The sequence below is a fragment of the Streptomyces anandii JCM 4720 genome, assembly GCF_014650655.1.
In the GTDB taxonomy this organism is placed as follows: Bacteria; Actinomycetota; Actinomycetes; order Streptomycetales; family Streptomycetaceae; genus Streptomyces; species Streptomyces anandii.
This window is the reverse complement of sequence record NZ_BMVJ01000010.1, coordinates 272,554-284,772: the sequence shown is the minus strand read 5'-3', so window position 1 is coordinate 284,772 and position 12,219 is coordinate 272,554. Positions and strand designations below refer to the sequence as shown.

The 12,219-nt window shown below is 72.0% G+C and carries 12 protein-coding genes and 1 pseudogene; all 13 read right to left on the bottom strand.

Translation table 11 applies throughout. The features are described 5' to 3' along the window. A pseudogene (locus tag IE249_RS20230) lies at positions 1-123 on the bottom strand (flavodoxin-dependent (E)-4-hydroxy-3-methylbut-2-enyl-diphosphate synthase); the annotation flags it as partial. Between the two features lie 4 nt (positions 124-127). Beyond that, positions 128-1,150, bottom strand: a complete 1,023-nt coding sequence (hpnH, locus tag IE249_RS20225; protein WP_189706474.1) for an adenosyl-hopene transferase HpnH — start codon at positions 1,148-1,150, stop codon at positions 128-130. Positions 1,151-1,155: 5 nt separating this feature from the next. Beyond that, positions 1,156-1,797, bottom strand: a complete 642-nt coding sequence (locus IE249_RS20220) for a phosphorylase family protein (protein WP_189706431.1) — start codon at positions 1,795-1,797, stop codon at positions 1,156-1,158. Beyond that, positions 1,798-3,822 (bottom strand): squalene--hopene cyclase, encoded by a 2,025-nt coding sequence (shc, locus tag IE249_RS20215; RefSeq protein ID WP_189706429.1) that lies wholly within the window; start codon positions 3,820-3,822, stop codon positions 1,798-1,800. Positions 3,823-3,938: 116 nt separating this feature from the next. Then, complete coding sequence (locus tag IE249_RS20210) at positions 3,939-5,078, bottom strand: polyprenyl synthetase family protein (RefSeq protein WP_189706427.1); 1,140 nt, start codon at positions 5,076-5,078, stop codon at positions 3,939-3,941. Beyond that, the gene (gene hpnE / locus IE249_RS20205; protein ID WP_189706425.1) at positions 5,075-6,520 is read right to left on the bottom strand and encodes a hydroxysqualene dehydroxylase HpnE; all 1,446 of its coding nucleotides are present in this window, start codon (positions 6,518-6,520) and stop codon (positions 5,075-5,077) included. Before hpnE ends, IE249_RS20210 begins: the two co-directional genes overlap by 4 nt. Beyond that, positions 6,517-6,657 carry a DUF6380 family protein gene (locus IE249_RS37945; protein WP_229858873.1) on the bottom strand — a complete coding sequence of 47 codons (141 nt, stop codon included), beginning with the start codon at positions 6,655-6,657 and terminating at the stop codon, positions 6,517-6,519. Before IE249_RS37945 ends, hpnE begins: the two co-directional genes overlap by 4 nt. Continuing rightward, positions 6,657-7,607: a presqualene diphosphate synthase HpnD gene (gene hpnD, locus IE249_RS20200; RefSeq protein WP_189706423.1), complete on the bottom strand. Its 951-nt coding sequence runs from the start codon at positions 7,605-7,607 to the stop codon at positions 6,657-6,659. The genes IE249_RS37945 and hpnD overlap by 1 nt, the downstream gene beginning before the upstream one ends. Beyond that, positions 7,604-8,500 (bottom strand): squalene synthase HpnC, encoded by an 897-nt coding sequence (gene hpnC, locus IE249_RS20195; protein ID WP_189706421.1) that lies wholly within the window; start codon positions 8,498-8,500, stop codon positions 7,604-7,606. The genes hpnD and hpnC overlap by 4 nt, the downstream gene beginning before the upstream one ends. A gap of 361 nt (positions 8,501-8,861) precedes the next feature. Then, positions 8,862-9,671, bottom strand: coding sequence for an ABC transporter ATP-binding protein (locus tag IE249_RS20190; protein WP_189706419.1), 810 nt, complete (start codon positions 9,669-9,671; stop codon positions 8,862-8,864). Beyond that, a complete protein-coding gene (locus IE249_RS20185; RefSeq protein ID WP_189706417.1) occupies positions 9,664-10,593 on the bottom strand; it encodes an ABC transporter permease in 930 nt (309 codons plus the stop codon). The genes IE249_RS20190 and IE249_RS20185 overlap by 8 nt, the downstream gene beginning before the upstream one ends. 102 nt (positions 10,594-10,695) lie before the next feature. Then, positions 10,696-11,580, bottom strand: coding sequence for a glycosyltransferase family 2 protein (locus IE249_RS20180; RefSeq protein ID WP_189706415.1), 885 nt, complete (start codon positions 11,578-11,580; stop codon positions 10,696-10,698). After that, on the bottom strand, positions 11,577-12,219 hold a 643-nt coding region (locus tag IE249_RS20175; RefSeq protein ID WP_229858872.1), incomplete at its 5' end, for a CDP-alcohol phosphatidyltransferase family protein. The genes IE249_RS20180 and IE249_RS20175, both read right to left, overlap by 4 nt.

The following is a 12,219-nucleotide window of genomic DNA, read 5'->3' as shown; positions in this document are numbered from 1 at the left end:
CTGCACCGACACCGGCGCGTCCCCGCCCACCGCCACGGACCCGACCTGGATCTGCCGGCTCTTGCGGCGCTCGGCGATCGGCCGGGCCGGTACCTCGGGGACGCCCAGGGGAACGGCGGTCATGACGTCAGCCCTGGCTTCCGGAGACCGTCTCGCGCATCGCGCGCAGGGACTCCTTGAGGGACCCCATGGTGGCGAGCACGGCGGTGGGCTCGTAGCCGCAGTGCGCCATGCAGTTGGCGCAGCGCGGGTCCTTGCCGCGGCCGTACTTGTCCCAGTCGGTGTCCTCGATGAGCTCGCGGTAGGTCGGGACGTAGCCGTCGCTCATCAGGTAGCAGGGGCGCTGCCAGCCGAAGAGCGAGTAGTTGGGGATGGCCCAGGCGGTGCACGGGAAGTCGACCTTGCCCTCGAGGAAGTCGAGGAACAGGGGCGAGTGGTTGAGCCGCCAGCGGCGCCGGTTGCCGCCCGCGAAGGCCTTCTTGAACAGCTCGCGGGTCTGCTCGACGCCCAGGAAGTGCTCCTGGTCGGGCGCCTTCTCATAGGCGTAGGCGGGCGAGATCATCATCTCGTCGACCTTGAGGTCGTCGTTGAGGTAGTTGAGGACCTCGACGACGGTCTGCGGGGTGTCGGTGTTGAAGAAGGTGGAGTTGGTGGTGACCCGGAATCCGCGCCGCTTGGCCTCCTTGATGGCCTCCACCGCCTCGTCGAACACGCCCTCCTTGGCCACCGACTCGTCGTGCCGCTCACGCAGCCCGTCGATGTGCACGGCGAAGGCGAAGTACGGCGAGGGCTTGAACTTGTCGATCTTCTTGCGCAGCAGCATGGCGTTGGTGCACAGGAAGACGAACTTCCGGCGGGCCACCAACTGGCGCACGATCTCGTCGATCTGAGGGTGCATCAGGGGCTCGCCGCCCGCGATGGACACCATGGGCGCCCCGGACTCCAGCACGGCTCCCACCGCCTGCGCGACCGGCATGCGCTGCTTGAGCACCCCGGCCGGGTGCTGGATCTTGCCGCAGCCCTCGCACGCGAGGTTGCACGCGAAGAGCGGCTCCAGCTCCACGATCAGCGGGAACTTGTCCCGCCGGCGCAGCTTCTGTTCGGCCAAGTATGTAGCGACCTTGATGGACTGGCGCAGCGGCATGGCCATCTGGCTCACCTCCTGGGGAGCAGCACATTACGGTGCCATTCGAAGAAAGTCGGTAGAACGGAGCGGAGAACGCGGAAAGCCGATATTCCACCGCGCACTGTGCCGATCCGGACGAGTTCGTGTTCCGGGGCGTCCACGACCACCCGGACGGCCGCAACCGGGCGCGTGCCGGCGCGCACGGCGGCCAGCAGCGTGGCCGCCGACTCCATGTCGACCGCGATGGCGCCGGTGGCGCGCAGCTCGGACCGCTCGGGTCCGCGCACGACGTGGTCGGAGCCGGTGAGCGGCCCGGTGTGGACGGTACGCCCGGGAAGGGTGCGGGCGAGCTCCTTGACGAGCGGTTCGGTGCCGACGCAGGTGACGGTGGAGCGCGGGTCGCGGGTCTCCTCGGCGACGACCAGGTCGCCGGGGTGCATGCCCGGCGCCAGTCCGGCGCAGAAGCCCGTGGCGAGCACGGCCGCGCCCTCGAGAGGCGGCGTGGCCAGGGCCCGGGAGACGGACCGCTCGGCCGCCCGGGGTCCCATGCCGGTGCGGACGACGGTCACGGGCCCGCCCGCGCCGCTCCCGTCGCCCAGGCGCAGGGCGAGGTGCTCGATGCCGAGCGCGCAGGCGATCAGCAGCGGGGCCGGGGCGGGCTGAGTGCTCATTCAGCTCCCCTTGGCCTCGGCGCGGGGCTGTTCCTGGCGTACCTTGTCGGCGAACGGCTCGCCGTGGACATAGCGGCCGAGCGCGGTGAGCGGGAAGACCTGCCGGTAGAGGTGGTAGTTGATGGAGAAGTCCCAGGGGAAGCCGGTGCCGGTGAAGTAGGGCTCGTCCCAGGAGCCGTCCTCGCGCTGGGTGGCCGCCAGCCACTCCACACCGCGCTCGACGGCCTTGGAGCCGCGCTCCCCCGCCGCGAGCAGCGCCATCAGCGCCCACGCGGTCTGCGAGGCGGTGGAGGCACCCTTGCCGCTCCACTGCCTGGCGTCGTGGTAGGAGCGCAGGTCCTCGCCCCAGCCTCCGTCGTCGTTCTGCACGCTCTCCAGCCAGGCCACCGCCCGGCGGATCGCCGGGTGGGAGCCGGGCAGGCCGGCGGCGGTCAGGGCGGGGACGACGGACCCGGTGCCGTAGAGGTAGTTGACGCCCCAGCGGCCGAACCACGAGCCGTCCGGCTCCTGTTCGGCCAGCAGCCACTCGATGCCGCGCCGGGTGCGCGGGTCGTGGGAGTAGCCCTCGACCGCGAGCATCTCCACGACGTGCGCGGTGACGTCGGCCGACGGCGGGTCGATGACCTCGCCGAAGTCGCAGAACGGCAGCCGGTTGGGGAAGGGGCTGGTGTTGTCGACGTCGAAGGCGCCCCACGCGCCGTTCCTCGACTGCATGCCGAAGTTCCAGCGGACGCCGCGCCCGATGGCCTTGTCCACCCGCTCGGGGTCGTGGTGCCTGACCCGGCGCAGGGCGAGGACGACCTCGGCGGTGTCGTCGATGTCGGGGTAGTTGTCGTTGTGGAACTCGAACGCCCAGCCGCCGGGCGGCAGTCCGGGCCGGCGCACCGACCAGTCGCCGGGGCGCACGATCTGTTCGCCGAGCATCCAGTCGGCGGCCTTGACCAGTTGCGGGTGGTCGGCGGGCAGCCCGGCGTCGGCGAGCGCGATGGTGGCCAGGCAGGTGTCCCAGACCGGCGACTGGCAGGCCTCGATCATCCGGGCGCCGTCCTCGCGCCGTACGGCGAAACGGTCCAGCGACTCCAGGCCCGCTCGCATCACCGGGTGGTTGAGGTCGTAGCCCATCAGGTGCAGGGCGATGACGGAGTAGACGGCCGGGGGCTGGATGCCGCCCCAGCACCCGTCGTTCTCCTGGCGTTCGATGATCCAGCGGGTGGCGGTGTGCATCGCGGCCCGGCGCATCCGCTTGGGGGCGACCTTGCGGTAGGCGTGCAGGGCCTTGTCGATGCGCTGGAAGGCGCCGTCCCAGGTGGCGGCCGGGGCCAGGGGCCTGGCGGGGTTGGGGTCGGCGGGATCGGTGTGCAGTTCGTCCAGCGGGAAGGGCGCGGGGCGCACCGGGCGCTTGGCGGAGACGATGGTGAGGGGCACGATGGTCTGCCGTGCCCAGCAGCCGAAGTCGTAGATGTTGAGCGGCAGCCAGGTGGGGAACCAGATCAGCTCGGGCGGGAGTTCGGGCAGGTCCTCCCACTTCCACCAGCCGAACAGGGCCAGCCAGATGCGGGTGAAGACACGCGAGGCGGCGATGCCGCCCCGGGCGCGGACCCAGGCGGAGGCCTTCGCCATGTGGGGGGCGTCGGGCGCGTCGCCGGCCAGGCGGAGGGCGACGTAGGCCTCGATGGTGGTGGACAGTTCGCCGGGGCCGCCGTAGAAGGTGGCCCAGGTGCCGTCCTCGCGCTGCTCGCCGCGGATGAAGAGGGCGGCGGCGCGGGTGGTGTCCTCGTCGGGGATGCCGAGGAACTGGCGCAGCAGCAGGTCCTCGGCGTCCATCGTGACGTTGGTCTCGAGGTCGCCCTTCCACCAGCCCTCGGCGTCCTGCTGCGACAGGAGGAAGTCGGTGGCGCGCCGGACGGCGTGTGCGGCGGCTTCTTGTACCCCGGCCGCCACGGGGGTGGTGAGTACGGTTTCGCTGGCCGCGGCAGCGCGGGGCGGCATGGTGGCCCCGGTGCTTCCGTCGGTCGTCGCTGTCATGGCTTCCCCTTCGTGCAGTCGTGCGAGTCGTGCTGCTGTGGGTCCGCCGTCGGCCGGTGCCTGAAACCTCAGGGCGCCGGCCGGCGACTACGCGAGGCTGTTTCGGGCGATGGCGATCATCTCTTTCGTACGACGACGAAGTCGGCGAGCGCCGTGAACGCGGCCCGCACCTGCTCGGGCATGTCCACGGCGTCAAGGGCTTCGATGGCGATGGTGTGCTGACGGCGCGCCTCCTGGGCCGTCCACTCGCGGCCCCCCGCCTCCTCGATGAGGGCGGCGCGGGCCGCGAACTCCTCCTCGGAGAAGTTCTCGAAGTCGCTGCTCTTGGCGTCGGCGGCGAGGATCTCGCCGAGCCGCTCGGAGGCGTCTCCGCCCGCGGCGAGCGCGGCCACGACCGGCAGTGACTTCTTGCGCTGGCGCAGATCGCTCCAGGTCTGCTTGCCGGTGGCCTCCGGGTCGCCCCAGATGCCGAGGAGGTCGTCGACGGCCTGGAAGGCGAGGCCGAGGTGGTAGCCGTACTTCTCCAGGGTGTCGGCCGTGCGGTCGTCGGCGCCGCCGAGGACGGCGCCGATGGAGCAGGCGCAGGCGAGCAGGGCGCCGGTCTTGTTGCCCTCCATCTCCAGGCACTCCTCGACGGTGACCCGGTCGCGGTGCTCGTAGGAGATGTCCTGCGCCTGACCGTCGATCAGGGCGCGGGTGGCGGTGGTCAGGCGGCGGGCGGCGCGGCCGGCCTCGACCGTGCCGAGTTCGAGGAGGACCTCGTTGGCCAAGGCGAACAGTGCGTCGCCGACCAGGATGGCCTGGGCGGGGCCGTGCACCTTCCAGACGGTGTCGCGGTGCCGGCGCTGCTCGTCGCCGTCCATCAGGTCGTCGTGCAGCAGGGAGAAGTTGTGGACCAGTTCCACGGCGACCGCGCCGGGCACCCCGGCCTCGGGGGCGGCGCCGGTGACCTCGGCGGAGAGGACGGCCAGGGCGGGGCGGACGGCCTTGCCGCCGTCGCCGTGCGCCGGGTTGCCCGCGGCGTCGATCCAGCCGAAGTGGTAGGCGGCGACGGTGTCCATGGGAGGGGCCAGGCGGTCCACGGCCGCCCGCAGGACGGGCGTGGCCAGGGTCCGGCCGCGCTCCAGCAGCGCGGTCACGTCCACCGCGGTCCCTCGAGCGGGGCTCGAAGCCGGGGGCACAGTGGGCACAGTCTCTCCTCTTGTCGCGGTGCCGGGGGTGCGGGGGCCTGCCGCCGGCTGCTGATCGAGCGTCATGCCGCCGCCTCCTCGGAGGCGAACAGGCGGCTGGGGCGGGGCCGGCCGAGGGCGCCGAGGGCGGCGTCGGCCGCGCTGACACCGCTGCGGACCGCACTCTCCATGGTCGCGGGCCACCCGGTGGCGGTCCACGCTCCGGCCAGGTACAGGCCGGGTGCCTTGGTGCGGGCGCCGGGCCGCAGCCGACCGACGCCGGGGGTGGGGGCGAACGTGGCCGTGCGCTCCCGGGTCACGAAGAAGTCCGTCACCTCGGCGCCGCGGGTACGGGGCAGCAGTCGCGCCAGTTCCGGCAGATAGCGCTCGCGCAGTTCGGCGACGGGCGTGTCGATCTCGTCCTGGGCCACCGACTGGGACAGGGCCAGGTACTGACCGTGCCTCAGTCCGGAGGCGGCGGTGCGGTCGAAGACCCACTGCACGGGGGTGCCCAGGGCGGCGAAGAAGGGCCGGGCGAGGACCTCGCGGTCGTAGACGACGTGGATGTTGAGGATGGGCGCGGTGCCGATGTCCAGCAGCCGCCCGGGGTCGTCCAGGGCGCCGGCCGGGAGCAGGTCGTGGGCCTCGCGCTGGGGTACGGCGAGGACGACGGCGTCGGCTTGGATGCTCTCGCCGGGAACCTGAACGCTCCAGCCGCCGTTTTCGTTTGTGGAGACGGAGGTGACGCGTGTACGGACCTCGGTACGCACGCCCGCGGAGTCGAGCGCCCTGCGGGCCAGCCGGTCGTGCAGTTCGCCCAGCGGGACGCGGGCCCAGCCGATGTCGGCCGCTCCCGGGTCGGACAGCAGACCGGTCTTGAACACCATCGCGGCGAGCCCCAGCGAGGCGTCGGAGGCGACCGCGTTGAGGGTGGCGACCCCGACCAGGTCCCACAGGGCCTCGACGGCACGCGCCGACTGACCGTGCGCGGTCAGCCAGCTGCCGAAGTCCTGCGCGTCCAGGGAGGGATCGGCGAGGTCGAGGCCCTTCAGCGCGAGCGCGGCCCGGCCCACGGCGGCCCGCTCGGCGAGCGAGAGGTGCGGATAGGTCGCCAGGCTGCGCCCGAGGTGCAGGGGTACGGGCAGCGGGTCGCGCCGCAGTCTGCCGAGCCGCCGTCCCTCGGGCTTGTCCACGTCGAGTACGGGCACGTCGAGGCGGTTCTGCAGGGGCGCCAGCGCGGCCCCGCCGATGCGGTCGAGGAACCAGCGGTAGGCGGTGCAGCAGCGCAGGTACACGTGCTGGCCGTTGTCGACGGTCAGGTCGCCGCGCTGGAAGGAGAAGGCGAGTCCGCCGAGGCGCGGCCGCCCCTCCAGCAGGGTGACCCGGACCCCGGCGTCGGCGAGGGCGAGCGCGCTGGTCAGCCCGGCGAGTCCGCCGCCGACCACGACGGCGTGCCGCCCCGGGCCGGTGCCTCGGTGCGGTCGCGGGGGGTCGGCGAGCGGCTTCTCGGAGTGTGTGCCGTCCGTCATGGTGCGCCCTCCCCTGTGCGCCCGCCGCGGTGGGCGGGTGCGCCGCGGCCGGCCGTTGCCGTCAGGGACGCCGTACGGCAGCGGAGGGTTGCCCGCCGTTTCCCTTCGGCGGCGTCCGACGTGACTGGATGGTCCATCAGGCGCGCCTCCTGACGGTCCGCCGGGTCACGTGCCGGGTGTCCAGCCCCGACAGTCCGCGCACGGCGACGTACGCCTTCTCACGTCCGGGCAGCGAGACCCGGCCGCGCAGCACGGCCTCCGGGTCGCGTTCGATGCGGTCGAGCAGGCGGCGGTAGATGCCGGCCATGGCGGCCACGCAGGCGCCGCTGCGGCGGTCCAGCATGGGCAGCAGCCGGTAGCCCTCGGCGAACAGGGTGCGGGCCCTGCGCACCTCGAAGTGCACCAGGCCCGCGAAGTCGGAGCCCTCCGGCGGTGTGGGCCCGTGGAATCCGGCCGAGCAGCCGAACTTGGCGAGGTCGTCGGCGGGCAGATAGGTGCGGCCACCCTCGGCGTCCTCGCGGACGTCCCTGAGGATGTTGGTGAGCTGGAGCGCGAGGCCCAGCGTGTCGGCGTACTCGGGGGCGCGTTCGGCGCCGCGCGCGCCGGGTTCGGTGCCGAACACGCCGAGCGAGAGCCGTCCGATGGCCCCCGCGACACACCGGCAGTAGACCTTCAGGTCGTCCCAGGTCTCGTAGGTCTCGCCGCGCACGTCCGCGAGGACGCCGTCGATCAGCTCGTCCAGGCCGCCGAGCGGGATCGGGAAGGCGCGGGCGGCGTGGGTGAGGGCGACCGCGACCGGGTCGGTGTCGTCCTCCGCGACGGCGCCGTCGCGGATCCTCCCGAGCAGCGCCCGGGTGTCGTCCAGCCGGGCGGCCTTGGCCTCGTCCGCCAGCGCGCCGTCGCCGATGTCGTCGACACGCCGGGAGAAGGCGTACAGCGCGGACATCGCCCGGCGCTTGGGGGCGGGCAGCAGCCTGATGCCGTAGGCGAAGTTGCGGGCCTGGCCCGAGGTGACGGCCTCGCAGTAGCTGTAGGCGGCGAGTACCGGTGCGGACACGTGCTCTTCCGACTCCACGGCCCGGATCACCCCTCTCCTCGCAGGGTCACGCCCACCTCACGCAGCAACTGGACCTTGCCGGGCTTGGGCGGGCCGGGAAGTACGTCGTAATCGGCGGCGGCGATCGCGCCGATCGCCGCCCTTCCCCCCGCCACGAACCCCGCGAGCAGCAGCCTCAGCCTGCCGTGGACGCTACCCACCAGGGGGGCGCCTTCATTCAGCAGAACGCGCGCGCGTTCCGCTTCGTAAGCGACCAGCGCGCGCACCGACGCGCCGGCGGTGGGTTCGGCGAGATCCGCCTCCTGGACGTGAAAGCGTTTCATGTCCTGGGCGGGCAGGTAGACACGGTCGCGTCCGAGGTCCTCGGCGACGTCCTGGAGGTGCTCGACGATCTGCAGGGCGGTGCAGACGGCGTCGGAGCGGCGGATCCGCTCGGGGGTCGAGGTGCCGGTGACGGCGAGGACGAGGCGGCCGACGGGGTTGGCGGACAGTTCGCAGTAGGCGAGGAGGTCGTCGTAGGTCTCGTACCGGGTGACGAGCTGGTCCTGGCGGTTGGCGGCGATCAGGCCGAGGAAGGGCTCGGGGGTGAGCCGGTGGCGGCGCACGGTGGGCTGGAGCCGGCGCAGCAGGGGGTGGCCGGGCGTGCCGTCGAACACCCGGCGCAGATCGGCCTCGAAGGCGTCCAGGAGGACCAGGCGGTCCTCGGCCTCGCCGGCCGGCACGCCGAGCAGCCGGGCGTCCGCGCCGCCCGGGGCCAGGTCGCCGTCGCCGATGTCGTCGACGAGGCGGGCGAAGCCGTAGACCGCCATGAGGTCGGTGCGCCACGCCCGGGGCAGGAAGAACGGTGCCACGGGGAAGTTCTCGCCCGCGGCCTTGTCGAGGGTGGCGCGTTCCGGATCCTGCGCCGTGTCCGTCCGCGTCATCGTCCGCTGCCTGGGGCGGGGACGGCACATGCTGCGTTGAGCTGGGGAGTTTCCGTAGCCATTGCCGTCACATCTCCCGTTCTACACTGCCGACCCAACACACACTATTTCGGACACGCCGCCCGGCCGTTCGCGGGGCGGCCCTGGCGCAGGGTGTCGCGCATTATCTCCCCACTTGCCGCTTTCCGGGACCGGTACAGCTTACGTTGTACAACGCACCGAGCTCGGTGGGGGGTGTTCTGCACATCACAACAACACACCGATTGGTGTCAAGATTCCTTCGCCCGGCGGGAGTTGACCTTTCCTTTGCAGACGCGGGCCCCGCCGGAAGCAGTTCCGGCGGGGCCCGGGCCGAGGACGGCTACTTGCCCGTGAACTTCTCGTACTCCTTGAGCACCTCTTCGGTGGGCCCGTCCATGCGGAGTTCCCCGCGTTCCAGCCACAACACCCGGTCACATGTGTCACGGATCGACTTGTTGTTGTGGCTGACGAGGAAGACGGTGCCGGCCTCCTTGCGCAGCTCCCGGATGCGGTCCTCGGAGCGCTTCTGGAACTTGCGGTCGCCGGTGGCCAGCGCCTCGTCGATCATCAGCACGTCGTGGTCCTTGGCGGCCGCGATGGAGAACCGCAGCCGGGCCGCCATGCCGGAGGAATACGTGCGCATCGGCAACGTGATGAAGTCGCCCTTCTCGTTGATGCCGGAGAAGTCGACGATCTCCTCGTAGCGCGACTTGATCTCCTCGCGCGACATGCCCATCGCCAGGCCGCCGAGGATGACGTTGCGCTCGCCCGTCAGGTCGTTCATCAGGGCCGCGTTGACGCCCAGCAGGGAGGGCTGGCCGTCGGTGTAGACCTTGCCCTTCTCGGCGGGCAGCAGGCCGGCGATGGCGCGCAGCAGGGTGGACTTGCCCGAGCCGTTGGAGCCGATCAGGCCGATGGCCTCGCCTCGGTAGGCGACGAAGGACACGCCGCGCACCGCGTGCACCTTGCGCACGCCCCGCTTGGCGTCGTCCTTGCCGCGCCCGACGATGCGGCTGAGGGCGGCGGTGGCGCTGCCCTTGCCGGACTTGGCGCCGTTGACCCGGTAGACGATGTGCAGCTCGTCCGCGATGACGGTGGGGACCCGCTCCCCGGCACGCGCGGCGCCCTGGGCGGTGTTCTGCTCAGCCACGGCCGTACCTCTCCTCCGCCTTCCAGAAGTACACGAAGCCGCCCGCGAAGACGGCCACCGCCCAGAACAGGGCGAGCGCCCAGACGTGCGGCGGCAGGTGGGAGGCGCCGTAGCCGTCGATCAGCGCGAAGCGGATGAGGTCCATGTAGACGGCGGCGGGGTTGGCCTGCATCAGACGGATGAACCACTCGGGCTTGCCGGCGAGCATGCCGCTGATGGAGAACATCACGCCCGAGGCGTACATCCAGGTACGCAGGATGAACGGCATGAGCTGGGCGAGGTCGGGGGTCTTGGCGCCCATCCGGGCCAGGATCATCGCCAGTCCGGTGTTGAACATGAACTGGAGCACCAGCGCCGGGACGATCAGCAGCCAGGACAGGCCCGGGTAGCTGCCGAAGGCGATCGTCACGACGAACACCACGATCATCGAGAACAGCAGCTGTTGGAGCTGCTGGAGCGCGAAGGAGATCGGCAGCGAGGCGCGCGGGAAGTGCAGCGCGCGCACCAGGCCCAGGTTCCCGGAGATCGCCCGCACACCGGCCATGACCGAGCTCTGGGTGAAGGTGAACACGAACACGCCGGTCACCAGGAACGGGATGTACGTGGACCGGTCCAGGCCGCGGCTGGCCTTGAGCAGCACGCCGAAGATGAAGTAGTACACGGCCGCGTTCAGCAGCGGGGTGGCCACCTGCCAGAGCTGGCCGAGCTTGGCCTGGCTGTACTGGGCGGTCAGCTTCGCCTGGGAGAAGGCGAGGATGAAGTGGCGCCGGCCCCAGAGCTGGCGGACGTACTCCATGAGCGCCGGCCGGGCGCCACTGACGGACAGCCCGTACTTCGCGGCGAGCTCGGCCGCGGTGAGGCCCTCGTCGGGCGACGGGGCCGCCCCGAGGGCGACGCCGCCGTCATGCGTTGTCTCACTCACAAGTGGATACTTTCGTCTTCGAGATGCGCGGCCCGTGCGGTTCCACGGGCGTCACGCGGGCGCGGGCCGGGCGCGGCCCGGTGCTCCCAGGAAACGAGCTTGTCAGATCACCGGCGGCCGGCCCAGCCGGGTGAGCCGCCACACCGTCCGCCACCGCATGGGCCGGCGCGGTCCGCACGGGGTGGTCCAGCCCTCCCGGAAGCCGCCGAACCAGGCCTTCAGAGCCGGGCCCGAGGGGCGCCGGGCGAGCGTGAGCAGCAGCCATACCCCCAGGTAGACGGGCACCAGCGGCGCGGGGAGGTTGCGGCGGGCCAGCCAGACCCGGTTGCGGGCGACCATGCGGTGGTAGACCGCGTGCCGAGAGGGCGCGGTCGTGGGGTGGTACAGCACCATGTCGGACCGGTAGTCGATCATCCAGCCCGCGTCGAGGGCCCGCCATGCCAGATCGGTTTCCTCGTGTGCGTAGAAGAATTCGTCCGGCAGCCCGCCGACTTCGGCGAAGACCTTCGTACGGACGGCGTTGGCGCCGCCGAGGAAGGTGGTGACCCGGGAGGAGCGCATCGGGTCGGAGGCGCGCAGCCGCGGCACATGGCGGCGCTGGGTGACGCCGGTTTCCGGGTCGGCGATGCGGAAGCTGATGATGCCGAGCCGGTCGTCGGCCGCGAAGGCCTGCCGGCACAGCTCGGCGGTGTCCTTGCGGGCGAGCAGGCCGTCGTCGTCGAGGAAGAGCAGGATGTCGGCGTCCCGGCCGCCGGGGCCGAAGGCCTCGATCCCGGCGTTGCGCCCGCCGGGGATGCCGAGGTTCTCGGGCAGCTCGACCGTCCGCACGCCCTCGGGGACGTCCGGCACGGGCGAGCCGTTGCCGACGACGACCACCTCGACCGGGTCGCCCTCCTGCCCCGCGACCGAGTCGAGCAGGGCGCGCAGCTCGTCGGGGCGGTTGCCCATGGTGATGATCACCGCGCCGACCCGCGGGGCCCCGCTCATCGCAGCCTGCTCGAGGCGAGGACGGAGACCAGGTGCAGCAGCGTCTGCAGCAGCGCGATCGCGGCGAGCACGGCGGTGCCCAGACGCGTGAAGAACAGGTCGCCTCGGGCCTGGTCGGCGATCGCGAGGACCAGGATCAGCAGGGACGCCTCGATGCCGAGGATCAGCCGGTGGAACTTCAGCGCGGCGGCGGCCCTGCGGGCGAGCGCCATGCCCGAGGAGCGCGGCTCGGAGGCGGCCTCCTTCACCGGCGGCAGACCGGCCTGGTGCCGGGCGACGCCCACCAGGTCGGTCTCGGCCTTGATCAGGATCGCGCCGAGGGCCGCCAGGGTGCCGAGGAAGGCCCACAGCCAGTCGATGCGCCCGCTCCCCCACAGGTCGGCGGCGCGCAGGCCGAGCCCGACCAGGACGGCGGCGTCGGTGAGGTAGGCGCCGACCCGGTCGAGGTAGACCCCGCCGAGCGAGTACTGCTTCTTCCAGCGCGCGATCTCGCCGTCGACGCAGTCCAGCAGCAGGTACAGCTGGACCATCACCACGCCGAGGACGGCGCCCCAGATCCCCGGCACCAGCAGGGCCGGGGCGGCCAGCACGCCGCACAGGGTCATCAGGTAGGTGAGCTGGTTGGGCGTGATCCTGGTG

Bases quoted from the DNA above. Each gene is read 5' to 3' on its own strand.
- hpnH (WP_189706474.1), bottom strand. From the start codon at position 1,150: ATGGCCATGCCGCTGCGCCAGTCCATCAAGGTCGCTACATACTTGGCC.
- IE249_RS20220 (WP_189706431.1), bottom strand. From the start codon at position 1,797: ATGAGCACTCAGCCCGCCCCGGCCCCGCTGCTGATCGCCTGCGCGCTC.
- shc (WP_189706429.1), bottom strand. From the start codon at position 3,822: ATGACAGCGACGACCGACGGAAGCACCGGGGCCACCATGCCGCCCCGC.
- IE249_RS20210 (WP_189706427.1), bottom strand. From the start codon at position 5,078: ATGACGCTCGATCAGCAGCCGGCGGCAGGCCCCCGCACCCCCGGCACC.
- hpnE (WP_189706425.1), bottom strand. From the start codon at position 6,520: ATGACGGACGGCACACACTCCGAGAAGCCGCTCGCCGACCCCCCGCGA.
- IE249_RS37945 (WP_229858873.1), bottom strand. From the start codon at position 6,657: ATGGACCATCCAGTCACGTCGGACGCCGCCGAAGGGAAACGGCGGGCA.
- hpnC (WP_189706421.1), bottom strand. From the start codon at position 8,500: ATGACGCGGACGGACACGGCGCAGGATCCGGAACGCGCCACCCTCGAC.
- IE249_RS20180 (WP_189706415.1), bottom strand. From the start codon at position 11,580: ATGAGCGGGGCCCCGCGGGTCGGCGCGGTGATCATCACCATGGGCAAC.